Source organism: Rahnella sp. CJA17(1/100), assembly GCF_963881615.1.
GTDB lineage: Bacteria > Pseudomonadota > Gammaproteobacteria > Enterobacterales > Enterobacteriaceae > Rahnella > Rahnella aceris.
In genome coordinates, this window is record NZ_CAWOJA010000009.1 from 1 (window position 1) to 24,676 (window position 24,676).

At 49.8% G+C, this 24,676-nt stretch carries 23 protein-coding genes; 10 read left to right on the plus strand and 13 right to left on the minus strand.

The window, feature by feature from the left end; all coding sequences use genetic code 11:
• Window positions 1–174 precede the first annotated feature (174 nt).
• From cgtA to rplU, 4 genes are all read right to left on the minus strand, one after another.
• Window positions 175–1,347, minus strand: coding sequence for an Obg family GTPase CgtA (gene cgtA, locus AACU55_RS05345; protein WP_134706794.1), 1,173 nt, complete (start codon window positions 1,345–1,347; stop codon window positions 175–177).
• 33 nt (window positions 1,348–1,380) lie between these two features.
• The gene (locus tag AACU55_RS05350) at window positions 1,381–2,337 is read right to left on the minus strand and encodes a DMT family transporter (protein WP_037034243.1); all 957 of its coding nucleotides are present in this window, start codon (window positions 2,335–2,337) and stop codon (window positions 1,381–1,383) included.
• An 85-nt stretch (window positions 2,338–2,422) separates the two neighbouring features.
• The gene (gene rpmA / locus AACU55_RS05355) at window positions 2,423–2,680 is read right to left on the minus strand and encodes a 50S ribosomal protein L27 (RefSeq protein WP_013573805.1); all 258 of its coding nucleotides are present in this window, start codon (window positions 2,678–2,680) and stop codon (window positions 2,423–2,425) included.
• An 18-nt stretch (window positions 2,681–2,698) separates the two neighbouring features.
• Entirely contained in the window at window positions 2,699–3,010 is a 312-nt protein-coding gene (gene rplU / locus AACU55_RS05360) for a 50S ribosomal protein L21 (RefSeq protein WP_013573804.1), read from the minus strand.
• 259 nt (window positions 3,011–3,269) lie between these two features.
• On the opposite strand from rplU, the gene ispB reads away from it, so the two are divergent.
• A complete protein-coding gene (ispB, locus tag AACU55_RS05365; RefSeq protein ID WP_013573803.1) occupies window positions 3,270–4,241 on the plus strand; it encodes an octaprenyl diphosphate synthase in 972 nt (323 codons plus the stop codon).
• Between the two features lie 53 nt (window positions 4,242–4,294).
• On the opposite strand, the gene AACU55_RS05370 is transcribed toward ispB, so the two are convergent.
• Window positions 4,295–4,654 (minus strand): DNA-binding protein, encoded by a 360-nt coding sequence (locus AACU55_RS05370; protein ID WP_013573802.1) that lies wholly within the window; start codon window positions 4,652–4,654, stop codon window positions 4,295–4,297.
• A gap of 660 nt (window positions 4,655–5,314) precedes the next feature.
• On the opposite strand from AACU55_RS05370, the gene AACU55_RS05375 reads away from it, so the two are divergent.
• Window positions 5,315–5,587, plus strand: a complete 273-nt coding sequence (locus AACU55_RS05375) for a helix-turn-helix domain-containing protein (RefSeq protein WP_013573801.1) — start codon at window positions 5,315–5,317, stop codon at window positions 5,585–5,587.
• Window positions 5,588–5,630: 43 nt separating this feature from the next.
• On the opposite strand, the gene mdh is transcribed toward AACU55_RS05375, so the two are convergent.
• A complete protein-coding gene (gene mdh, locus AACU55_RS05380; protein ID WP_013573800.1) occupies window positions 5,631–6,569 on the minus strand; it encodes a malate dehydrogenase in 939 nt (312 codons plus the stop codon).
• A gap of 464 nt (window positions 6,570–7,033) precedes the next feature.
• On the opposite strand from mdh, the gene argR reads away from it, so the two are divergent.
• The 3 genes from argR (at window position 7,034) to yhcN (AACU55_RS05395) (ending at window position 8,682) form a co-directional block, all read left to right on the plus strand.
• Complete coding sequence (argR, locus tag AACU55_RS05385; protein WP_013573799.1) at window positions 7,034–7,504, plus strand: transcriptional regulator ArgR; 471 nt, start codon at window positions 7,034–7,036, stop codon at window positions 7,502–7,504.
• Between the two features lie 449 nt (window positions 7,505–7,953).
• On the plus strand, window positions 7,954–8,217 hold the full coding sequence (gene yhcN / locus AACU55_RS05390) for a peroxide/acid stress response protein YhcN (RefSeq protein WP_013573798.1): 264 nt from the start codon (window positions 7,954–7,956) through the stop codon (window positions 8,215–8,217).
• Window positions 8,218–8,418: 201 nt separating this feature from the next.
• Window positions 8,419–8,682: a peroxide/acid stress response protein YhcN gene (gene yhcN / locus AACU55_RS05395; protein ID WP_014411566.1), complete on the plus strand. Its 264-nt coding sequence runs from the start codon at window positions 8,419–8,421 to the stop codon at window positions 8,680–8,682.
• A gap of 298 nt (window positions 8,683–8,980) precedes the next feature.
• On the opposite strand, the gene mpl is transcribed toward yhcN (AACU55_RS05395), so the two are convergent.
• Window positions 8,981–10,366 carry a UDP-N-acetylmuramate:L-alanyl-gamma-D-glutamyl-meso-diaminopimelate ligase gene (gene mpl, locus AACU55_RS05400; protein ID WP_013573795.1) on the minus strand — a complete coding sequence of 462 codons (1,386 nt, stop codon included), beginning with the start codon at window positions 10,364–10,366 and terminating at the stop codon, window positions 8,981–8,983.
• A 167-nt stretch (window positions 10,367–10,533) separates the two neighbouring features.
• On the opposite strand from mpl, the gene fbp reads away from it, so the two are divergent.
• The gene (gene fbp, locus AACU55_RS05405; RefSeq protein ID WP_013573794.1) at window positions 10,534–11,538 is read left to right on the plus strand and encodes a class 1 fructose-bisphosphatase; all 1,005 of its coding nucleotides are present in this window, start codon (window positions 10,534–10,536) and stop codon (window positions 11,536–11,538) included.
• A 123-nt stretch (window positions 11,539–11,661) separates the two neighbouring features.
• Here the strand turns inward: fbp and AACU55_RS05410 are convergent, their stop codons facing one another.
• Window positions 11,662–13,233 carry a methyl-accepting chemotaxis protein gene (locus tag AACU55_RS05410; RefSeq protein ID WP_134706795.1) on the minus strand — a complete coding sequence of 524 codons (1,572 nt, stop codon included), beginning with the start codon at window positions 13,231–13,233 and terminating at the stop codon, window positions 11,662–11,664.
• A 316-nt stretch (window positions 13,234–13,549) separates the two neighbouring features.
• On the opposite strand from AACU55_RS05410, the gene ppa reads away from it, so the two are divergent.
• On the plus strand, window positions 13,550–14,080 hold the full coding sequence (gene ppa / locus AACU55_RS05415) for an inorganic diphosphatase (protein WP_013573791.1): 531 nt from the start codon (window positions 13,550–13,552) through the stop codon (window positions 14,078–14,080).
• Between the two features lie 101 nt (window positions 14,081–14,181).
• Here the strand turns inward: ppa and AACU55_RS05420 are convergent, their stop codons facing one another.
• From AACU55_RS05420 to tamA, 3 genes are read right to left on the minus strand one after another with little or no spacing between them, the layout of a single operon-like run.
• Window positions 14,182–14,535 (minus strand): gamma-glutamylcyclotransferase family protein, encoded by a 354-nt coding sequence (locus AACU55_RS05420; protein ID WP_013573790.1) that lies wholly within the window; start codon window positions 14,533–14,535, stop codon window positions 14,182–14,184.
• A 31-nt stretch (window positions 14,536–14,566) separates the two neighbouring features.
• Window positions 14,567–18,382 (minus strand): autotransporter assembly complex protein TamB, encoded by a 3,816-nt coding sequence (gene tamB, locus AACU55_RS05425; protein ID WP_112152040.1) that lies wholly within the window; start codon window positions 18,380–18,382, stop codon window positions 14,567–14,569.
• Window positions 18,379–20,058 (minus strand): autotransporter assembly complex protein TamA, encoded by a 1,680-nt coding sequence (gene tamA, locus AACU55_RS05430; RefSeq protein WP_222940672.1) that lies wholly within the window; start codon window positions 20,056–20,058, stop codon window positions 18,379–18,381. The genes tamB and tamA overlap by 4 nt, the downstream gene beginning before the upstream one ends.
• Before the next feature lie 329 nt (window positions 20,059–20,387).
• Between tamA and msrA the strand changes: the two genes are divergently transcribed.
• Both msrA and AACU55_RS05440 read left to right on the plus strand, forming a co-directional pair.
• Window positions 20,388–21,023 (plus strand): peptide-methionine (S)-S-oxide reductase MsrA, encoded by a 636-nt coding sequence (gene msrA / locus AACU55_RS05435; protein ID WP_014411565.1) that lies wholly within the window; start codon window positions 20,388–20,390, stop codon window positions 21,021–21,023.
• A gap of 227 nt (window positions 21,024–21,250) precedes the next feature.
• Entirely contained in the window at window positions 21,251–22,600 is a 1,350-nt protein-coding gene (locus tag AACU55_RS05440) for a hemolysin family protein (protein ID WP_013573786.1), read from the plus strand.
• Window positions 22,601–22,713: 113 nt separating this feature from the next.
• On the opposite strand, the gene AACU55_RS05445 is transcribed toward AACU55_RS05440, so the two are convergent.
• Window positions 22,714–22,920, minus strand: coding sequence for a DUF1107 domain-containing protein (locus AACU55_RS05445; protein WP_013573785.1), 207 nt, complete (start codon window positions 22,918–22,920; stop codon window positions 22,714–22,716).
• 309 nt (window positions 22,921–23,229) lie between these two features.
• On the opposite strand from AACU55_RS05445, the gene AACU55_RS05450 reads away from it, so the two are divergent.
• Entirely contained in the window at window positions 23,230–23,787 is a 558-nt protein-coding gene (locus tag AACU55_RS05450) for a YtfJ family protein (protein ID WP_134706796.1), read from the plus strand.
• A gap of 35 nt (window positions 23,788–23,822) precedes the next feature.
• Here AACU55_RS05450 and cysQ read toward each other — a convergent pair whose 3' ends face one another.
• A complete protein-coding gene (gene cysQ, locus AACU55_RS05455) occupies window positions 23,823–24,569 on the minus strand; it encodes a 3'(2'),5'-bisphosphate nucleotidase CysQ (RefSeq protein ID WP_134706797.1) in 747 nt (248 codons plus the stop codon).
• Between the last annotated feature and the right edge of the window lie 107 nt (window positions 24,570–24,676).

A 24,676-nucleotide genomic window follows, 5' to 3' on the forward strand; every position in this document is an offset into this window, starting at 1 on the left:
GGGGGCAGTAAGATTGATAATACCGAGAGCTTGTGAAAGTTCCATTTAAAAAGGGTCCATGATGAGCATGAACCCTTTTTACACGAGCCACAGGATCGGTCAACTGATCCTTAAACGATCGGCATTATGCCAATGGCAGCCTTTCTTTCAGCGATGAAACGCTAATACACGGGATTAACGTTCGTAAATGATTTCTACGCCTTCGTCGTCATCTTCATCCCAGTCATCATCCCAGTCGTCGTCGGCTTCAGATTCCACTTCAGCCAGTTGTTCACGGTGATAATCATCCCACATGAACTCAACTTTCTCGGGTGCCGCTTCTTCAATCGCCATGTGCTTAGGATTTTCGTTGATGAACTTCATCACGTCCCAACACAATGCATTCACACCTTCGCGGTTTGCAGCGGAAATAAGGTAATAGTTACCTTCCCAACCTAATGCATCAGCAATCGCCTTAGCACGCGCTTCAGCTTCTTCTTTCTCGATCAGATCAACTTTATTGAACACTAACCAGCGCGGCTTATCAGCCAGCTTGGCGTTGTATTGCTTCAGTTCATTGATGATGACTTTGGCATTTTCGATCGGATCAGATTCATCGATCGGCGCAATGTCGATCAGGTGCAACAGAACGCGGCAACGCTCAAGGTGCTTCAGGAAGCGGATACCCAGACCAGCGCCTTCAGAAGCCCCTTCGATCAGACCGGGGATATCTGCAACCACGAAGCTTTGTTCGTGATCCATACGTACAACACCGAGACTTGGCACCAGTGTGGTAAACGGATAATCAGCCACTTTCGGCTTCGCTGCAGAGACGGAGCGGATAAACGTCGATTTACCTGCGTTTGGCAGACCCAGCATGCCTACATCGGCAAGCAGCATCAGTTCGAGTGCGATATCACGCTCTTCACCTTTGGTGCCCATGGTTTTCTGACGCGGTGAACGGTTCACGGAAGATTTAAAACGGGTGTTACCGAGTCCGTGGAAGCCGCCTTTAGCGACCATATTAACCTGACCATTTTTGGTCATATCCGCCAGGACTTCGCCAGTGCTTTGGTCAAGAACTCGCGTTCCCACAGGCACTTTAATGGTGATGTCCTTACCGCGTTTACCAGTACAGTCGCTGCTCTGACCGTTAGTACCGCGCTCAGCACGATAAGATTTCACAAAGCGGAAATCGATCAGCGTATTGAGGTTCTCATCAGCAACGAGGTACACATCACCGCCATCACCACCGTCGCCACCGTCAGGGCCGCCACGTGGAATGTATTTTTCGCGGCGGAAGCTGACGCACCCGTTACCGCCATCACCGGCCACAACCAGAATCGTGGCTTCATCAACAAACTTCATTTGTTCTGTCTCCGTAAATCATTCGCCGGGCAGCTAAAGTTTAGCTACCAGGTTTTGCTCTGTCCGACGTGGCCACCATCGATGGCCAATTGCGGAAAACATTGCACCCGCCACCACCACAAATGCTCCCAGATAACCAATAAAATTAAGTACTGGTACAGCAAAAAAGTCAGGCCAGGCAAGTGCCAATAAATCTGAAAATAGCAGGGTAAACAGCGGCGTGAGTGTCACTAATGCACTTACCTGAGCTGCCTGCCATCTCGCCATCGCTTCCGCTAAGGCGCCATATCCTACCAAGGTATTCGCGCCGCAAAACAACAGGCAGGCAAACTGCCAGCCGCTGAGCTGTGAAAGCACCGCAGGGCTGGCCAGCGGGAGCAATGCGATAGAACATAAAGTGTACAGCAAAAAAAGGATTTGCGGTGAAGCCAGTTGACGCAGTAAAACCTTTTGCGCCACACCGTATATCACCCAAACTGTTGCTGCCCCGACGCCAAAAATCACACCCAAAGTGTAATCCGTCAGACGGGTGAAAATCTCAATCAGACTGGTATTGAAAAACAATATCAGCCCAAAAATTAACATACTGGCGCCAATAACCTGCGTAACGCGCATCCTTTCTTTTAGGATGATTACGCTGGCCACCATCATACCGACCGGAGAAAGCTGTCCGATAACCTGAGAAGCCGTCGGGCTAAGAAATTGCAAAGAAGAACTAAAAAGAACAAAGTTTCCCAGTAATCCACAAGTTGCAATCAGCACTAAAACCAGCCAGCGCGGTCGCCTGAAAATCGCTCTCGGGGGTAGCCTTCGCCTCATGGCCAAAATGCAACCCAGCACAACGGCCGCCATCGAAAACCGATACCAAACCACAGTAAAGGGATCCATCACCACCAGAACCTGCTTCATGGCGATAGGCAAAGAGCCCCAGCTCATGGCAGTAATCAGCGCCAACAGAATCCCGACAGGTGCCTGTGATTTCGTATCCATATCCCGCCAGAATGGGCTAACCAGAATGTAAAAAGCCCCGCAACGAATTGCGGGGCTTACATCTATTTACTAAGACGCGAAAAACTTATTCAGCTTCGATGCTGATGTACTTACGGTTTTTCGGGCCTTTAACTTCGAACTTGACTTTACCGTCAGCCAAAGCAAACAGAGTGTGGTCCTTGCCGCAACCCACGTTGATACCAGCGTGGAATTTGGTGCCGCGCTGACGAACGATGATGCTGCCTGCCAGTACTGCTTCGCCGCCAAAGCGTTTTACGCCCAGACGTTTAGCTTCTGAATCGCGACCGTTACGTGTGGAGCCGCCAGCCTTTTTGTGTGCCATTGTTCCGCTCTCCTAATCTTAAGCGCTGATGCCGGTGATTTTAACGTCAGTGAACCACTGACGGTGGCCCTGCTGCTTACGATAGTGTTTACGACGACGAAACTTAACGATTTTGACCTTTTCGCCACGACCGTGAGCAACGACTTCAGCTTTGATTACACCGCCAGCCACTAAAGGCAGACCGATGTTGATTTCTTCACCGTTTGCAATCATCAGAACCTGATCGAACTCGATAGCTTCGCCAGTTGCAACGTCCAGCTTCTCCAGACGGATAGTCTGTCCTTCGCTGACACGGTGTTGTTTACCACCACTTTGGAAAACCGCGTACATATAAAACTCCGCTTTCCGCGCACTCAACTTTGTATAGTCCAGAGGGCGCTATAAATATTCACAATAGGGCGCGAATTCTACGCAAAAAATCAGCATAAGACAAGAGTACAATGACGACAAAAGAAGAAAAAAAGCGCAGTTCTTCCGATATCATTTATCTACACTGTTTTTCAAGTACAATCCCCTTTACAGTTAGCGCCATGTGCCAATGTGAGCCAGACCTCATTGCGGTGAAGAGAACAACAGCTGAAAAAACACAATGAACCTAGAACAGATTATTGATCTTACCCAGGACGACATGGCTGCAGTCAATGCATCCATCCTTGAACAGTTGAATTCAGAGGTTTCTCTCATCAATCAACTGGGATATTACATCATCAGTGGCGGCGGCAAACGTATCCGCCCGATGATAGCAGTACTGGCAGCCAAAGCACTATCCTACCAGGGCGATAAACACATCAAAGTCGCTGCTCTGATTGAGTTTATTCATACCGCCACACTGTTACATGACGATGTGGTTGACGAATCAGATATGCGTCGGGGAAAGGCCACTGCGAACGCCGCATTTGGCAACGCAGCCAGCGTATTGGTCGGCGATTTTATCTACACCCGCGCATTTCAAATGATGACAGATCTTGAATCGCTTCCTGTTCTGGCTCTGATGGCAAAAGCGGTGAATGTGATTGCAGAAGGCGAAGTGCAGCAACTGATTAATTGCAATGATCCTGACATCACAGAAGCCAGTTACATGCAGGTGATTTACAGCAAAACTGCGCGTCTTTTTGAAGCCGCGTCGCAAGCCTCTGCCATGCTGGCGGGCGGAAACAATGAGCAGATTACAGCTTTGCAAGATTATGGTCGTTATCTGGGCACCGCTTTCCAGCTGATTGATGATTTGCTCGATTACGATGCTGATGGCGAAACGCTGGGCAAAAACACTGGCGATGACCTTGATGAAGGAAAACCGACGTTGCCCCTTCTGCATGCGATGCAGCACGGTGACGCCGAACAATCCGCTATGATCCGCAAAGCTATCGAAGAGGGTAACGGGCGCCATTTATTGGAACCCGTGCTGGCAGCAATGCATCAGTGGGGCTCTCTGGCTTACACCCGCCAGCGTGCTGAAGAAGAAGCTGATAAAGCCATCCAGGCGCTTCAGGTGCTCCCGGAGTCGGAATATCGCTCTGCGCTTGAAGGCCTCGCGCATATGTCTGTAAAACGCGATTTCTGATATTTGCCTGTCGTACCTGCCAGAATAAAGCAGGCGCGACAGGCATTATTGCGCTAGTTTTTTTCAGGCTCACGTAATCTGTTGAGCAACTCAGATATCCCTTCCCTCACAATGAATGAGATCATCGTTTCACGTTCAGGTTCTCTCAGTTGCTTATAACTTTCGATCCAGATCGCCAGTGGGTCCTGATGTGACGTATACACATATTCAGCAGAACGCTCATTCATCGATAAGCTGGCGGCGGCATTACCGGGCAAGCTGTCGATGTGATATTCCACTGCACGTCCCTGAACGCCCAGCCTGCGGCGTTTAATCCAGCACAATCTGCGAGCCATCCCATGCACACCTTGGGTTGACGTCGGCAGTCCTTCTTTTCCGGTCAGTTCCTTTGCTGCAAACCACTCTTTTTTCATAACATTCCTTGTTTCTTATTAAGTAAGTAAGAAAGATCGTTGTTATACATCCATGAGGGTAATGCTGATATTTTCTGGTAATGAGCGTTTATATAAAAGGTGGTATTAACATAAGTCATTTAGAAAAACACCTATTTGACAGAAAGAAGATATTCAATTTTTTGGAGTGAGTCTATAGATGTATGTAAATGCTTCCATGAATTATGTTTATCAACAGCCGGGTGAACTGATTAAATTTTTTTTCGGAAAGCAGTTTAAATAAAATCTTAAACTAAAATAAGAGGGAAATTAAAAAAAGCAAATTACAACAAGTAGATAGCCATCTAAGAAAGCAAGAAAAACCGCCTTAAATCATAATTTAAATAACTGAAATTCAATTAGTTAATTAACCTTATCAATGTATTTGTTCAAAAAAAACACATGCCAGTTACGTTTTCACTTTAAAAAAATACAATAATAAAATTATAAACTGACACAAATCACAAAAAGCAAAAGGAATTTACTTGTTTGTCTAAATCAAAATAAGAATGTATTTTCTAAATAAGTAAAATAATGGATTTTAGGAAACATTGATATGGTTTATATGAGTAGTATGAGCAATTTTTAAAAGTATGTTTAATAGCGTGTTTATTGAAAATCATTTTTCAGAAGGAAGAGATCATGATGACAAGGAATGAAGACTGGCACCAGGCTGATATTATTGCAGCACTGAGAAAGAAGGGCACCACACTCGCAGCAGTATCACGATCAGCAGGCCTGAGCTCTTCGACACTTTCAAATGCATTATCACGACCATGGCCAAAAGGAGAATTGCTTATCGCAGGCGCTTTGGGTATCCATCCCTCACTGATCTGGCCTAGCCGGTATTTTGATCCCAAAACGTTGCAAATCATTGAACGCCGTTGCCGCCCGACCAATGAAACACCGCGTTAAGAAAAACAAAAGCCGCCCGTTAACCGGCGGCTTTGTTCAATGTTCACTTATTAATAAACTGCTCACCAAGCTCGATATCTTTGCGAAGAATATCCAGCATCGAATCCAGCGATTGCTGCTCAAAAGCACTGAGCTGACCGATATCGATAAGCTCTGCAATGCCATTTTTACCTAGCAGAACCGGTTGTGCGAAAAATCGCGCATAATCGCCTTTACCTTCAACATAGGCACATTCCACAACATTCTCTTCACCCTGCATCGCCCGCATCAGTGAAAGTCCGAAGCGTGCTGCAGCCTGCCCCATTGAAAGCGTGGCAGAACCGCCACCGGCTTTGGCCTCTACCACTTCCGTTCCGGCATTCTGAATACGCTGAGTCAGTGCAACAATTTCGCTTTCAGTGAAAGAGACACCTGGGATCTGAGACAATAAAGGCAGAATCGTCACACCGGAGTGCCCGCCGATAACTGGCACTTCGATATCTTCAGGTTGCTTACCCTTCAGCTCAGCCACAAAAGTATTGGAGCGGATTGCGTCCAGAGTCGTTACGCCAAACAGTTTATTTTTGTCGTAGACGCCCGCATTTTTCAATACTTCAGCCGCAATCGCGACCGTGGTATTTACCGGGTTAGTGATAATACCAATGCAGGCTTTCGGGCAGGTACTGGCAACTTGCTGGATCAGATTCCGCACGATCCCGGCATTCACATTAAACAGGTCTGAACGATCCATGCCGGGTTTACGTGCCACCCCCGCAGAAATCAGGACGATGTCAGCCCCTTCCAGAGCCGGTTTAGCATCTTCACCACAGAAACCTTTAATTTTGACCGCGGTAGGGATATGGCTGAGATCGACGGCGACACCCGGAGTGACCGGTGCGATATCATATAATGAGAGTTCGGAACCGGAAGGTAGCTGGGTCTTGAGCAGAAGCGCGAGGGCCTGACCGATACCACCCGCAGCACCTAGAACTGCAACTTTCATCCTATACTCCTTTTTTATCATTAACTTATAAGTGTCATGTAATTAATTGGTGTGACCTTAATCACTTACGCTGTTAAAAACAATCGCTCACCTGCAGAGAATCTGAGGTTGGTCGTTTAGAAAGTAAAAAAACATCTCTAAGATGACCTTTTTCCGCTTTTAGTGACTTTTTATCGGAAAGCTTCATCATTAAAAATAGCACCACAAAATAGGCCAGGTTAATAAATGGTTAAATTCGGTCCAATGTGAGAGCTGAATCGAGATCATCACATTAAATCCCTTGTGCAACACAGTTCACCCGCAATGCACAATTTTGGCATATTCATTAAATTGAGCTTAAAACAGCGGCACTTACATTCCTTGTTCCAAGCTTAATTAATGATTTTTGCAATTAACCTCTGTTGCATAAAAATTCAATTATCTGCATAATCAGCCCCACTATGATTCAGAGACCAGGGTGCAAAATGCGTAATCCTGCTAAACAGGAAGATTTGATCAAAGCCTTCAAGGCACTGTTGAAGGAAGAGAAATTCAGCTCTCAGGGCGAAATCGTTGTCGCACTTCAGGATGATGGTTTCGAAAATATCAATCAGTCAAAAGTCTCACGGATGCTGACAAAATTTGGTGCTGTCAGAACTCGTAATGCGAAGATGGAAATGGTGTACTGCCTGCCCGCTGAAATTGGCGTGCCGACAACCACCAGTCCTCTGAAGAATCTTGTGCTGGATATCGACCATAACGATGCCGTTGTGGTGATCCGAACCAGCCCGGGAGCCGCACAACTGATCGCGCGTTTACTCGATTCCCTGGGTAAATCCGAAGGGATCCTCGGAACAATTGCCGGTGATGATACGATCTTCACGACACCGGCCCGCGGATTTAGCGTCAAACAGTTGCACGATGCGATCCTCAGTTTGTTCGAGCAGGAGCTCTAGGGCTGCAACATTTTGCACCTCCTGTCGCTTTCATTCTGTGCCTGAGGTCAGAAGATTACCTTCTCTGACCTCATTCAACGTCATTCACTTCCTTTATTGCTGCCTTCCGTTTCTCAAAAAAACGCAAACGCACCGCCTTTCTGTTAAATCTCGCTACAACCTACGAAATTCCGTCACACAAATATTTCCAGGGTGTGATTCACCGCAAGAATAAGCACAAATAGTCAAATTCACTCAATCCATTGATTTTACTAAAAATCAACACAAAATGAACGTTTTTCATCCACTTTTTATGCCTTTCTGTTATTAAAAACACAGATAGTTGACATATAACCACCTAAATAACTATTAGCGAGCTATTAATTTATGGCGTGACTAGATGTATACTCATTTCCGTGGTGTGAAGCACCAGTTGTTGGAAACATAATAAAATCGACGAGGTCAAAATCATGAAAGTTAAAACTACCATCGCAACATTAAGCATTCTCTCTGCATTGTCATTTGGCGTTTTTGCAGCACAACCTGTTACACAAGAACAAGCCGCAACAATGCAGCCTACAGGGATGATCAGCGTCAGCGGCGTAGCCGGTGCACCATCAGATATCCGTCAGGCACTGTCAGATAAAGCCGATGCCAAAGGTGCTAAAGCATTCCGTGTTATCGAAGTTCGTGAAGAAGGTAACTACCACGCGACCGCAGAAATTTACCAATAATTTCGGGTAAACGAAGCGAAGGGGCCTGAATGACTCAGGCCCGCGCTATGCGCATTAAGAAGGATTTGTCACTGCACCATCTACGTTCCCGCACGCTTTATGCGCTCCAGAACACGATATTACAGTCCTGATAAATCCAAATCTCAATCGACGTTGCTCTCTGATGAAAAGCACCAACGTCTGTGAATTCAGGAAACCATCATGAAAATTATTACCACTATTGCCGCACTTAGCCTGTTGTCTGTTGTTTCTTTTGGTGCCTCTGCCGCACAGCTTGTGACAAACCAGCAGGCAGAAAATCTGCAACCGATGGGCATGGTCAGCGTTAGCGGCGTCAACGGCGTGCCAATGGATATCCGCCAGCAGCTGTCTGATAAAGCTGAGAGCAAGGGCGCAAAATCTTTCCGTGTGATCGAAGCCCATAACGACGGTGCTTATCACGCGACAGCAGAAATCTATCAATAACATTTCTGAGTAAGTCACTGATATAAAACCGCTGTTTGAGTATTTCATAAATTAGCGTTACCGGGTTTCAACAGCCACAGACCAGCGAAAATAAGCGCTGTTGAGGCTGGGAAGAGCGTTGACACTGCCACTGCCCGACTCTCTTGCTAACGATACCCTCGTCGTCCTGTCCGACGACACCCTTTGGCCCTCAAAATTTCGGGGGCTTTTTTTTGCCTGAGAAAACCTTAACACGGCGGATCACAGGCATAAAAAAAGCACAGCAACTGCTGTGCTTATTCACTATAAAAATATGATTTTACTGAACTTGTGACGCTTTCGCTTTTGCAGCCAGGGCCGTAAGCAGTTTTCCATGTATACCACCAAAACCGCCATTGCTCATCACCAGAATATGATCGCCAGGCTGCGAGGCCTTAACGACCATATCGACCAGCGAATCGACGTCTGCGCTCCAGTGAGCAGGCTGAATACAGTGTTCAGCCACTTCGGCCACCTGCCAGGGAATATGCTGCGGCTGTAAAAGGAAAACTTCATCAGCACGTCCCAGGGAAGGTGCCAGTTCATTTTTACTCATGCCCATTTTCATGGTGTTTGAACGGGGTTCCAGCACGGCCAGAATACGTGCAGTTCCGCCGACTTTGCTGCGCAATGCAGAAAGCGTTGCCAGAATAGCCGTCGGATGGTGAGCAAAATCGTCGTACACGCTGACATCATTTTCTACGCCGCGCAATTCGAGACGGCGACGGGCATTAATGAAATCGCCTAATGCCTTACAGGCATCTTCCGGCTTCACGCCCACATGGCGTGCCGCAGCAATCGCCATCAGGCCGTTATGCATGTTGTGCTCGCCAACCAGATTCCACTTCACCTGCCCGACCGCTTCGCCGTGCAAATAAACCTCGAAAGTACTGGAATCTGGCGTCAGTTTCTTAGCATCCCACACACAATTTTCGGCATCACCGACAAATTCCTGCTCACTCCAGCACCCCATCGCCATCACTTGTTTCAGCGGTGTGTCGTGCTCCGGCAGAATGATTTTTCCCTTGCCCGGCACCAGACGCACCAGATGGTGGAACTGTTTCTGAATCGCTTTCAGATCATCAAAGATGTCAGCGTGATCGAATTCGAGATTGTTGAGGATCAGCGTACGCGGGCTGTAATGAACAAACTTGGAACGCTTATCGAAGAACGCACAGTCGTATTCATCAGCTTCCAGCACGATAAACGGGCTGTTGCCCAGACGCGCAGACACCTCGAAATTGCCCGGCACGCCACCAATGACGTAGCCCGGTTCATAACCGCAGGCTTCGAGGATCCACGTTACCATGCCGGCAGTGGTGGTTTTACCGTGCGTCCCCGCAACGGCAATAACCCAGCGCTCTGGCAGAACATGGTCATGTAACCATTGCGGGCCCGAGACATAAGGGATCCCAAGCTCCAGCACCGCTTCGACACAAGGATTGCCGCGCGTCATCGCGTTGCCGATGATCACCAGATCCGGCTGAGGATCTAACTGGGCAGGATCGTACCCCTGGATCAGGTCGATCCCCTGATTTTCCAGCAGCGTACTCATCGGTGGATAAACGTTGTCGTCCGAACCGGTTACCTGATGCCCCTGTGCACGAGCCAGCATCGCCAGCCCGCCCATAAACGTGCCGCAAATCCCAAGAATATGAATGCGCATATATTTTCCATTAATGCCTTTAAGTCAGCCGCTATTCTACCGCTCAGAATCCTCCAGAAGAAATGGATTTGCCTATGATTCGTCCATATATTTGGGCTAAACTGCTCACGCTCTTGTGAAATTTTTATTAACGTACCGTTATCTATCCTCGATTCAGGGAAAGTGTCATGAAAACGTTAGGCGAATTTATTGTTGAGAAGCAGCAAGATTTTCCACATGCAACTGGTGAACTGACAGCGTTACTTTCAGCAATTAAACTCGGCGCTAAAATCATTCACCGTGATATCAACAAAGCGGGTCTGGTCGACATTCTGGGTACCAGTGGTGCAGAGAATGTGCAGGGTGAAGTGCAGATGAAGCTTGATCTGTACGCAAATGAAAAATTAAAAGCCGCGATGAAGGCGCGTGGTGAGATTGCCGGTATCGCGTCAGAAGAAGAAGATGAGATTGTCATTTTCGAAGGTGAACGCGCTGAAAATGCAAAATACGTCATTTTGATGGATCCGCTGGATGGTTCTTCAAACATCGACGTTAACGTTTCTGTCGGGACAATTTTCTCGATTTACCGCCGTACGACTCCGCTGGGTCAGCCGGTGACGGAAGCTGACTTCCTGCAACCGGGGAACCGCCAGGTCGCCGCAGGTTATGTGGTATATGGTTCTTCCACCATGTTGGTTTACACCACCGGCGCAGGCGTTCATGCCTTTACCTACGATCCTTCACTTGGTGTTTTCTGCCTCTCTCACGAAAAAGTCTGTTTCCCTAAAAAGGGCAACATGTACTCGATCAACGAAGGCAACTACATTAAATTCCCGCTTGGCGTTAAAAAATACATCAAGTATTGCCAGGAACAGGATGAAGCGACGCAACGCCCTTACACCTCACGCTACATCGGCTCGCTGGTGGCAGATTTCCACCGCAACCTGCTGAAAGGTGGCATTTATATTTATCCAAGCACCGCCAGCCATCCGAACGGAAAACTGCGTCTGCTGTATGAATGCAACCCGATGGCTTTCCTGGCCGAGCAGGCTGGCGGTAAAGCCAGTGACGGTAAAAACCGTATCCTGGATATCATCCCGCAGAAACTGCATGAACGTGCACCATTCTTTGTGGGCAACAGTTCAATGGTGGAAGACGCGGAGCGCTTCATTGCCCAGTTCCCTGATGAATAACTGAAATACGCATCAAAAAATCATCAAAGAATGAATGTGATACCTGTGTAGCTTTGCATTGACCCAAACATAAAAAGGTGGCTTAAAAGCCACCTTTTTTATTGTTTACCGCTCAGGATTTTTTCAGAAATGATCGGCTCGATTGAGTTTAAACACCGCCATGCTTTTTGCCAGTAACTGCGCCTGCTCTTCCAGTGAACGTGTGGCCGCTGTCGCCTGTTCCACCAGTGCGGCGTTTTGCTGCGCTACCTGATCCATCTGCGTAATCGCCACGTTCACCTGTTCGATGCCGTGCGTTTGTTCGGTCGTCGCGATGGAAATCTCACGCATCAGGCTGGTCACTCGTGTCACTTCGCTGGAGATTTCCAGCATAGTGTTTGCGGCAGATTTCACCATATCCGAACCTTCAGAAACCCGGCTTTCAGAATCCACAATCAGCTCTTTAATCTCTTTAGCCGATTGCGCACTGCGTTGCGCCAGGCTTCGCACTTCACCCGCCACCACCGCAAAACCACGACCCTGCTCGCCGGCACGTGCGGCTTCGACTGCCGCATTCAGCGCCAGAATATTGGTCTGGAAGGCAATGCCGTCGATGACCGTAATAATGTCGCCGATACGTTTTGAGCTATCGGTGATGCCCTGCATTTTATCCATTACCTGATGGACGACTTCGCTGCCTTTGTTGGCAATGACTGACACGCTTTGCGCCAGTTGATTGGCCTGGTCAGAGTTCGCGGCATTCATGCGCACGGTTGAGGTCAGTTGCTCCATGCTCGCGGCAGTTTCTTCCAGCGATGCAGCGGATTCTTCGGTGCGCTGCGCCAGATGGACGTTACCGGCAGCCAGTTCGCGGGAACCGACATCGATCTGATTCCCGGCATCGCGTACGCGTCCGACAGAAAGCGCCAGCGAATCCTGCATTTGCTTCATCGCTTTCAGCAAACGCCCCATTTCGTTATTACGGGAATCATCAATTTCATGGGTCAGATCGCCTTGGGCGATATATTCCAGTTGCGCAATGGAGAACGTCAGCGGATGCATGATGATCTTCTGCAAGGCGAACCATGCCAGCACCGCGATAATCAGCGCAATGATGAAGCTGGTGGCAATCACTGTCAGTTGGATACGTGCATTGGCGCGGGCCTGTTCAATGCGGTTGTTGGTATTATCTACGGCATAGGCACGGAAATCCGCCAGCGCTTTATCATAAGCATTGCTGTAAGGCGTGATTTTGTTTTCCAGCACATCGTAATAACCGTCTGCACTTTGCGCCTGAATTGCTGCCAGCAGCGGCACTAAGCCGTTAGCTTTATAGGCATCGTAGGTTTTCTTCACGGCGTCGGATAAATCTCTGCCCTGCTGAGTGTCATCCTGGATGCTGATAAATTTCGCCAGATCGGTATCGGCTTGTTTGATATAACCGCTAATGCGGTCCGCTGTATTTTTCGCATCATCCATCATGCCAATTTCCAGCTGACGTACCGCCACGCCGCTGGCGACACGTGTGCGTAACGAGAAACTGTAGCTGTCGGCCAGTGAACCAAGTTCATCGCCCTGAAGCTGGTTAATTTTTTGCAGTGATGTCGCACTTTGCCGGATGGCATTCGCCCCCAGTACGCTCACCAGCAAGAGAATTAACGTCATAAATACCAGCAGGCCAATCAGACCGGCTTTTACGCTCAACTTATTCAACATACGGTGTTATCCAGCCATTCAGGTGAAAAGGAGATACTTCAGATGGGTAGGGATCAGGTTAATCCTGATTTTTTGTTTGAATATTGTTATCGGCAATCGCTCGAATATCTTGATAAGAAAAGCAAAAACAGGCAGTTACGCGGAAAAGTATCGGATCAGTAAATTTTACTGCCAATACGGAAGATTTAGCCGAGGTTCAACAGCAGGTCATGCCGGAAAATGCGCGCAGACGATTCGACGAAAAGGGCGGGAAATCGCGGGAGAGTTGGCTATAATGTGCGGCACTCTATTCCTGGTTCAATGAAGGAAACCAACAATGAGCTTACTGAATGTCCCGGCGGGCAAAGAACTGCCAGAAGATATCTACGTAGTGATCGAAATTCCTGCAAACGCAGATCCAATCAAGTACGAAGTGGATAAAGATACCGGCGCGCTGTTTGTAGACCGTTTCATGTCTACTGCGATGTTCTATCCGTGCAACTACGGTTACATCAACCACACGCTGTCTCTGGATGGCGACCCGGTTGACGTTCTGGTTCCGACTCCGTACCCGCTGCAACCAGGTTCTGTGATCCGCTGCCGCCCTGTCGGTATGCTGAAAATGACCGACGAAGCCGGTGAAGATGCGAAACTGGTTGCCGTTCCGCACACCAAACTGAGCAAAGAATACGATCACATCAAAGATGTGAACGACCTGCCAGAACTGCTGCGCGGTCAGATCACCCACTTCTTCGAGCAATACAAAGCGCTGGAAAAAGGCAAATGGGTAAAAGTTGACGGTTGGGCTGATGCTGCTGCTGCAAAAGCTGAAATCGTGACCTCTTTCGAACGTGCTAAAAACAAATAAGTTTTCTGCCGTTTGAACAAAAAAACACCGCCAGATGGCGGTGTTTTTTTATGTATTAAGCGTTGTCAGACAACGATTATTTTCCGACGACCTTGCTCAGATTACTCACTTACTGCTTCGTTACGCTTAACCCAGTCACCACCCTCAATTCTCGGCACACCATCCAGTGAACGAATGTAGAGGTAAATCCAGGCGCTGCCATAAGGTGTCGAAATCAGCTCACGACGATAATCTTTCGTATTACTTTTCAGCTCATCTAACTCAGCCATGATGGACGAGTTAATGCGGTAAACTTCGCAATAGACTTTGCCTTCCCCTGGTATAACAGCAGGATAGTGACCCAGATTATACAGGGCGTAACCTTCCAGCTCATGATCACCCAACCATTGAGCATTCGTCATCCAATGACTGTTGCCTTGCTTGCGTCGTAAGCTACCGTAAACAATTATTCGCATGTTTATATTCGTATAGTAAAAGTCACATGAATTAAAACTCAAACTGATAGAGCAAATCCAATGCCTGATCGATGCCCGATACAGCCTGCAGGTAAAGCTTGGGCATCAACCGGTAGCGCAGAGTGAGCGTTGCCAGCGAGTCGAATATCCCGACGCCATATTTCACCTGTAAACCCGGTAAAACATAACCACTGACCACGACCTGGGAGCTGTCTCCCACGCCCTGAGTATCCAGCGCCAGATTGCTGACACCGAATGCCTCGCCGATTTTACCCACAAGTTTACCACTTTGTGCAACCCCTAACCCGATAAGAGCGGAAGTCATTGCGCCGCTGTCACCGCCGGAGTTGTCTAATCCTTGCCCGCGAAGCAGGTAGGACAAGGCTTCCTGCTGTGACATCGCCGGATCTGAGAATATCTCAAGTTTAGGCGCATCGGCCTCACCGGTAACTCTCAAACCAGCAACCACATCGTTTTCTGTCGCGTCCGGGTTACGGATCGCTTCCAGATTCAGTAGCGGCTGGTCCGCCGGGCCGGAGAACAGCAACTGGCCTTTACGCACAATCAGATCCTGCCCGTAAGCATGGAAGCGCCCGGACGGAATATTAATTTGCCCGTTCAGCCCCAGGCCGCGGCTGTCCTGTGCCACTTTCAGCGCACCTTCCAGCCGGGCTTTCAGACCGAAGGCATCGAGACGAACATCTTTACCAATGTTCACCATCAGATTGCTGTTGATCGGAATAGAAGCAGAAGCCGGTGCGATAGGCTGACGCTGATCGTTGAGCATTACTTCATCCGACGACACGCCCACTGCACTTTCCGGCAATTCCTGCACCGTAATGCGCGCCCACGGAATATCAACGGTTCCGTTAAGCGAGAACAACTGCGGCGTGGCATCAAACACTAAATCCGGTGAAACGTCCAGACGTACCATCGGTGGCACGGAAACCCGCACTTTGTTGCCTCTCGCCGCGATGCGGGCGCGCCAGGCATTAATTTCACTCCAGTCGGCGTTACCGTTCAGCTCAAGCTGACCCTGCGCAGTTTTGATCACCCCTTCCATGATGGATGACATGCCGTTGAAATTAATGCCGATATTGGCATCGGTGATATCAAACGGCATAAATTGCGCGTCGAAATCAACACCGGTCAGCGCCAGCCTGCCAAACACCAGCGGTTTCTGTGCGTTACCGCCGAGGCGCAGATTGGCATTCAAAATACCCGAGGCTTTTTCGCCGTCCATCAGCGCGGGTTGCAGCAAGGCCATCGAGATACGGGCAATATTCACATTACCGCTGAGGTTACGTTTTCCCTGCGGATCGGCAATCTGGATGCTGCCGTCAAGCTGACCGTTGTGGGTGATTTTAATCAGCCAGTCGAGACTGGCACGACCGTTGTTCAGCCCGGCGTTCAGATTCAGCGTATCAAACGCCACCGGCAGCGGGCTGCCCTGCACCAGTTGCTGAACTTTCACGCCTTTACCCACCAGTGAAACACTGGCCTGCGGCAGTCCGCCTTCCGCTTTCCAGCTCACATCGGCTTTCCCACTGAACACGCCGCTCAGCTGTGTGTCATCGGTCAGGAAAGGTTTGATCATCGCCAGGTCAAAGCGGTTGAGCACCACGCTCGCCTGCCCGCTGGCACCGGCATCAATCGTTTTCGGTACGCACAAATCAGCATTCGGGTTTTGCCAGCAATGCGGACCAACGGTGATCCGTTGCTCTTTATTAAAGTAATCCAGTGCAATCGAACGGTTCAGTCGCCATTGCCCGACTGGCGTATCAAACAAGGTATTGGTGATGTCGCCTTTCCATTCCTCTGTGGCGCGGTCAAAACTGCCGCTCAGCGCCAGACGACCTGAAACCGGTTTGCCATCGACTTTCAACGTCAGTTCATGCTTTTTCTCGTTACCTTTGGCCTCGAGATTAATGTCAGTGATATCCAGCGCATCCTGTTTAAGCTGCTGAACGCGTACACTAAAATTGCCCTGGATCTGATCGGTAGAGCTGACGTCGCCTTTAATATCCACGCGGCGCACCGTCAGCGCCTGCCATTTAAGGCCCGTCGCTGTTATATCCGCCAGCAGCTTCGGTGCCTTGAGGTCACCGCGCAGTTGCAGCATTCCTTTCACTACACCGCCCAGACCCGGCAATGCACCGTCAAGATGTGGGGCATCGACTTTAGCGTCGAGATTCCAGGTATCAGCGAGCGTCCCCTTCACATCCAGATTATTGCGCCCCAGTTCAAGATGCAGTTGCGGGATATCCCACTGGCCATAACTGTTGCCGCGCACATTACCCTGCGCTTTGACCGCGTTTTGCTTCACGTTACCGGTCAGATCCAGCACCGGCACCTGAATCTGCCATGTGCCGCCATACAGGCTGCCGCGCGTGGTGATCTTGCCCTGCAATTTCGCCGGCCAGTCAGGATACTGTTTAGCGGTATTAATGCCGGTCAGCTTCAGTTCACTGTTCCAGCTGATGGCTTTACTCCAGTCCACCACGCCGGTCAGGTCGGTATTGCCTTCCAGCGCGGCAAGGCGCAGCAGGCTCAGTTTGAACTGCTCCACGTTGCCTTTACCGTCGAGGGTCAGCGTCGCAGGCGGTATCTGCTCGCCTTTGAAATCTGAACGCAGTGACAGCGCGTAATCGGTCGCTTTACCACTCACGTTAAATTTGAAGCCTTTCACCTGATACTGCGGCGTGCCGGTCAGCGGCCATTGCAGCGCATCGCTGGTAAGTTGCAGATCCAACGGCAAACCGGCTTCCGCCAGCTGAGTTTGCAAGGCCAGCTGAGCACGCACCGGGCCGGAAAGATTGAGGCCAACATCCAGCTTATCGCGCAGCCCGCCCGCGACTTTCAGTTTGATCTTCTCCCCTTTCAGCGGATCGATATTCACGGCGGTATTGAGGGTCATATCGACCGGCCAGTTCTGGTTGAGCGTCGCCTGCCCCATACCATCCACGGAACCCTGTGGCGAGCGCACCATCAGTTTATCCAGTTTTACAATCTGATTTTGCGTACTGGCTTTCAGCTCGAAACGGGTGATCAGCACATCGGTATCGCCGGTGAGACGCAGGTTTTCGGCGAGAATTTGCTGAATATCCAGATCAACCGGCAGACGGAAATCCGGTAACTCAGGCAGCAGCGGTTTAGCAAACAACTCCTGCAATGTTTCACCCAGCGGCTTCTCCGGCACGACCACCGGCGGTTGTGCCGGTTTGCCCGTCGCTTTTTCGACGGCTTTGTCCTGCGCGGCCTGCACCACGTCCGGTAACGGGCTGACTGGCGTTTTCGGCAGCGCAATCAGTAATCCGCCGATACGCGTTGGCATCAGCTGAATTGCGCGGCCTTCCCAGTGCGCCCCGGTGCGGAATGACGCCAGCGAAATAGCCCGGTCATCCAGCGTAATATTGATGTTATCCAGCGTCAGCAAACGCAGCGTGATCGGATACGGCGTGCTGAGATTGGTTAGCGGCTCGCTGTTTTCCGGCTCAGGTTGCGCGGCGGCTGGCGTCATTTCTTTGGTATTGACCACCACATTAACGTCTTTCACCCGCAACGCATTGACGCACAGCGCGCTGTTTTTCAGGCAGGAGAAATCGAGGGAAAGGTGAAACTCCCCGGCTTTAACGTCCACACCCGGCATTTCGTAATGCACGCCTTTCAGTGTCAGGTCGCGCCATCCACCTTCGGTACTGGCTATGTTCAGGCCCGGTACGAACCGGTTGGCACCGTTGATCATCAGGTGCAAACCGGTTTGTGTGCCGACCAGAAAGGCCACCAGGCTGATTAACAGCACCAGGAAAATCAGGAATCCCAGGCAGATCTTTTTAAATAAACTCATAATTCCGGACCCAAACCGATGTAAAACTGCAATCCATGCTCATCTTTGTCACCCACCGGAGCGGCAACATCTAATTTCACCGGGCCGATCGGCGAAGCCCAGCGCACACCCACACCCGCGCCGGTTTTAAAATCGTTTTGTGTAATGTCATTAACCGCTTCACCGGAATCGACAAACACGGCGCCCCACCATTTTCCGGTCACGTTGTACTGGTATTCCACCGAACCGGTGCCCAGATAGGACGCACCGGTCAGTTTGCCTTCGTCATCACGTGGAGAAATGGATTTGTATTTGTAACCACGGATACTGCGGTCACCACCGGCGAAGAAGCGCAAGGATGGTGGCACACGTTCGAAGTCATTGGTTTCAATCCACCCCAGATTGCCGCGGAACACAAAACGGTGCTTGTCAGCCAGGGTGCGGATCCAGACGTTTTGCGCCTGAATCACGGCGAAATCGACGTCAGAACCCCAGCTAGTATCGGACACATCAAGAGAGTAGCGCTGAGAATCGCCCCAGGTTGGCATCAGACCGCCGCGCTGACGCGTACGGTTGAGGCTCACACCCGGATAAATCAGCATGGTGGTGTTGGTCACGCTACCCTGCGTAAAGTGATCGAGGCTCCAGCGCAGATTGACCGCATGCTGCCAGCCGCTCGAGAGATCCCAATAACGCGCCAGATTGACGGTGGTGGAATCTGAATTGGTATCGTTCAGGTCTTCACGTTTGAAACCGCCCTGCACCAGGTAATATTGCTCCAGCGGGGATTTCAGCAGCGGAATTTTATAACTGAGATCTAAAGACTGCTCCGGGCCGGAGAGCGTGGTTGAGGTTTCAAAACTCTGACCACGATCGTTAACCCATGGTTTCTTCCAGTTGGCCGTCACCCGCGGGCCAATGTCCGTGGAATAACCGATACCGGTTTCGATGGTATTCTCGGTGCGCGGCGACACCACGGCATTCAGCGGCAGGGTTTTCGTGGCTTTGGCATCCGTGAAATCCGGTGACACGACAACAGAGTTAAACCAGCCGGTAGCAGACAGGCGGCGGTTAAGCTCAGCCAGTTGCGCCGTGGTGTAGTAATCACCCTGATGAAATGGCACCAGATTTTGCAGATATTCATCACGGATCTGCGATCCCTGATAATGCACGTCACCGAAGCGGTAACGCTCGCCGCTGTCAAACTGAATGTCCCAGAACGCTTTGTGCTCGTCTTCGATGACGCCCAGTTGGCTTTTACGCATCGTGGCGTCAAAATAACCTTTGCGCAGGGCAATGCCGGTCAGTGAGCTTTTGAAATTGTCGTACGTCCCGTGGTTTAAAATCGTCCCTACCGCAGGCACATCACGCTGTTTGAGCTGTTCGAATTCATTATCTTTGTCTGCCTGCCCTTCAATCACGACACTCGTGCCAGCGATTTTCACCGGTATCCCTGGTGTCACTTTGGCAATCAACACCGGACGCCCGGGCGGCGGTGTTTCGCGGTAATCAAAATCGATGGTCGGCGAATAATACCCCAGCGGCCGTAAACCCTGTTCAATGGCAGCACTGACGCGGGCACGGAACCGTCCGTTAGCCCCGACTTCATCGCTTTGAATGGCTGATAAACGAACGCGGACGTTCCTTTCTAAATCGCCATCCAGGCCTTCCAGTTGCAAACGCACCTTCGCTGCCATGGAAAGTGAGGGGGCCAGCAGTACAAATAACAAACCCAGTTCACGATATCGTGGCACACGCACTCCTGCTAAATTTTACTGTCCTGTTAAAATATCAGATGCCCGCCGGAGATTATCTGCCCATCTTTGGCAGATTCATCTTTTTAAAGTCTGATGAAAGCATTTTAGTGCTAATCCCCTGAAAATGTTCAACGACGAAGCAACGTCCTTCGTATTGTGTGCAAAGACGCAATCAGATACAACTAACACTGACCTGTTGGTCGTTGTTATTCGTACAAACCTTTTGTGACAAACCTCGTTCACTAAAGCAACAACTGGAGTTTTCTGTGGTGCAACTTTCCGATAAAACGCAGTCTGTCACGCAGGCAGAAGCGTTACCTGGCCGTACAACCCCGATGCCGGTGGCAACCCTTCATGCAGTAAGTGGCCACTCAATGACGCATGTTCCTGACAACATGGAAGTCGCGATTTTTGCGATGGGCTGCTTCTGGGGCGTAGAGCGTTTGTTCTGGCAACAGGAAGGGGTTTACAGTACGGCAGCCGGTTATAGCGGCGGTTTCACTCCCAACCCGACCTACCGCGAAGTGTGTACCGGCCAGACCGGTCATGCGGAAGTCGTGCGCGTAGTCTTTGACCCGGCGATTATCAGCTACACAAAACTGTTGCAGATTTTCTGGGAAAATCACGACCCGGCGCAGGGTATGCGTCAGGGTGGCGATATTGGCACGCAATATCGCTCCGCGCTGTATGTGCTGAGCGCAGAACAACAGGATCAGGCGCTGGCAAGTCTGGCGAGTTTCCAGCAGGCGATGGACGAAGCCAACGATAAGCGCACTATTACCACGGAAATCACCGAAGCCCTGCCGTTCTATTATGCGGAAGATGAACATCAGCAATATCTGTTCAAAAACCCGGAAGGTTACTGCGGATTAGGCGGCATAGGCGTCTGTCTGCCGCCGCAATAATGCGGGATTTTTAAGCGCTGGCGGCAGTCTCAGTGCTGCTGCTATACTATGCGGGTCACAAAAGTGGCCCTTGAAAACTATTTCTGGCAATTATCTTTGTTTTTCATCCTTAACGCTTTTTTCTTCTGAACAGCTTTTTAATGTTTTTTAAAAAGGGTGTTCTTTAAGCAACAAAAATAATGAGTGCCTTTCTCTGCCGGTTAATTCCGGTGTTAAACGGATAGATTATGTTAAACAGTATTTTACTGATTCTCTTATTAATCGCGATCAGTGCCTTTTTCTCGCTGTCAGAGATATCGCTGGCCGCTTCCCGCAAAATAAAACTCAAACAGTTGGCAGACGAAGGAAACGTCAATGCCTCCCGTGTCATGAAGTTACAGGAAACCCCTGGCCTGTTCTTTACCGTGGTGCAGATTGGCCTCAATGCCGTCGCCATCCTCGGTGGTATCGTGGGTGATGCCGCATTTTCCCCGGCTTTCCGGACCTTTTTTATCCGCTTTATGTCGCCTGAAATGGCGGATCAAATCAGCTTTATCTTTTCGTTCGTGCTGGTCACCAGCCTGTTCATTCTGTTTGCTGACCTGACACCGAAGCGCATCGGTATGATTTCACCTGAGTCGGTTGCCGTCCGTATAGTCAACCCGATGCGTTTCTGTCTGATGATTTGCCGCCCGATGGTGTGGTTCTTCAACGGTATGGCGAACATGATTTTCCGTCTGTTCAAGCTGCCCATGGTGCGTAACGACGACATCACTTCCGACGATATTTATGCCGTCTTTGAAGCCGGTGCGCTGGCAGGCGTACTGCGTAAGCAGGAACATGAACTGATTGAGAATGTGTTCGAGCTGGAATCCCGTACCGTTCCGTCGTCAATGACCTCACGTGAAAGCGTGATTTATTTTGACCTGCGTGAAAGCGAAGAAAGTATTAAAGAGAAAATCGCCACTCACCCGCATTCCAAATTTCTGGTGTGTGACGGTCATATCGATCAGGTCGTCGGTTATGTTGATTCGAAAGATTTACTGAACCGTGTGCTGGGTAATCAGAGCTTAATGTTGAGCAGCGGTGTGCAAATCCGCAATGCGCTGATTGTGCCGGATACGCTGACGCTTTCCGAAGCACTGGAAAGCTTCAAAGCGGCAGGCGAAGACTTTGCCGTGATCCTCAACGAATATGCGCTGGTGGTGGGTATTATCACGCTTAACGACGTGATGACCACGCTGATGGGGGATCTGGTGGGTCAGGGTATGGAAGAACAGATTGTGGCCCGTGATGAGCATTCATGGCTGGTTGAAGGCGGTACGCCAATCGAAGACGTGATGCGCGTGCTGCATATCGAAGAATTCCCGCAATCCGGTAACTATGAAACCATCGGCGGCTTCATGATGTTCATGCTGCGCAAGATCCCTAAGCGTACGGATTTTGTGAAATTCTCCGGCTTCAAATTTGAAGTGGTCGATATCGACAGCTATAAGATTGATCAGTTGCTGGTGACGCGTATTGTCGACCAGCCTGCTGCACCGCTGCTGCCAAAAACGCCGCAGGAAATTAAAGACGACAAGAAAGCGCAGGGGTAAGGCGCTTTTTCAAGCGTGGAAAATTCAAACGCCAGAAACACTAACGGCTCCTTCAGGGAGCCGTTTCTTTTTGCGCACGCTGCTATAAAGCAGTGACAACACGCAGGGCACACTTAGCCCATTTCTGCCTGCAAATGCGTAACCTGACGGTTAACTTCAGACATCACGCTAAAGTGGCGCTTATCGCGTACCTTTGGCAACAAGATCTTGCCTTGGTCGAATTCAAAAGCGCCGACGTCCTTGATATACAAACGTCCACGAAACAGTGTCTTAACGTACTTTGCGACTTTCATCGGATTGTAACGCTGGAATATTCTCATTTTTCTATTGTTCTCCGTTAAATCACTGCAGGTACCGGCCACGTCGCAAGGCGACAGATACCGGGACAGAAAAGTGTTTTGCAGTGAAGAGACCTATAACATAGCAGGGCGCTCAGGTATTGCCAGTGGATTTAACTGCTTTTACATTGATTTTCAGTATTGTCTTAAACCCTGACATTCAAACACAGTATAACCCTGCTTTATGTGGCAATTTTGTAATCAGCAACACAAATTTAACATACCAACAGGACAGACCACTTAGGGCGTCCTATGATTGGCGTGACTGTTCTTTTACGCCCCGGAGAATCTATGCTTTTAAGAAGTCTTTTTGTGATCACTTTTATGACATTTTCGCTTTTTGCATCTGCCCACAACTTTACCGTCGGCCAGCGTCTGGCACCGGTCGGGGTGGATGATAAAGGCGAACTGAATGACGTTAAGGATGTATTCAGTTACAGCAAATGGAACAGCGCAAAACTTCCTGGAAAAGTGCGTATTGTGCAGCACATGGCGGGAAGAAGCAGCGCCAAGGCCCTGAACGAACCGCTAATTACCGCGATCAGAGCCGCGAATTTGCCCCATGACCGTTATCAGACCACGACTATCGTCAATACCGACGACGCTATTATCGGTACCGGCATGTTTGTGCGTAAAAGCATAGAAAGCGGCAAACGTGAATTCCCGTGGTCGCAGGTAATTGTCGACAGCAACGGTGCGGTGAAAAAGGCATGGGACCTGCAACCGGAAAGTTCAGCAGTGGTGGTTCTGGATAAAAACGGGGTAATTAAATTCGCCAAAGACGGGCAGTTGTCACCGCAGGAAGTCCAGCAGGTGATTACGCTGGTGGATCAGCTGGTAAAAGAATAAAACGTAAAAACCCCGGCGTAAACCGGGGTGTCATATCAGAATAAAGACACTCTGAAGCCCGGATTCAGGAACGATTCGCGTGGCACGTAGTTCAGCGTCTGCCCTTTCCAGTCATGTACCTGCGCACCGGCAGCCAGCGCGACAGCATGACCGGCGCCGGTATCCCAGATATTAGTCGGTCCGAAGCGCGGATAAAGTTGTGCCGCACCTTCCGCTACCAGACAGAATTTCAGCGACGAACCGATCGCTACCGTCTGATGTTCGCCCAGTTGCGCCAGGTAATCCTGCAATTCAGGGTCATTACTGAAGTGTGAACGACTGACGACCACCAGCGGCGGATGCGCTTCTTTCACTTCAATCTGCTGACGTTCGCCCTGCTCTTCTTTCCAGGCTTTGCCTTCTGCGGCGCTGTACATCACCTTGGTCACCGGCACGTACACCACGCCTAACACCGGGATACCGTCTTCGATCAGTGCAATATTAACGGTGAATTCACCGTTACGCTTGAGGAATTCTTTCGTACCGTCCAGCGGATCAACCAGCCAGTAGCGCGTCCAGTTCTGACGCTCGCTCCAGCTTTGCGGGTCTTCTTCCGACAGCATCGGCGTTTGCGGATCCAGCGTTTGCAGGCCGGTTTTAATCACGTTGTGCGCTGCAATATCTGCTGCGGTGACCGGCGAATCGTCTTTTTTATGGCGCGCATCAAGCGGTTGTTCACCGTCATACACCGCCATGATTGCGTCACCCGCATCGCGCGCTAACTGACAAATTTGCTCTAACATCGTTTACCTCAGTGCTTTGATTCTCATTTCTCAAGCCTAGTTTTTTTTGCCGCGAATAGCCATCCCGTAATGTGAACACGTCATAAAGCTGTTACATCTCACATTTA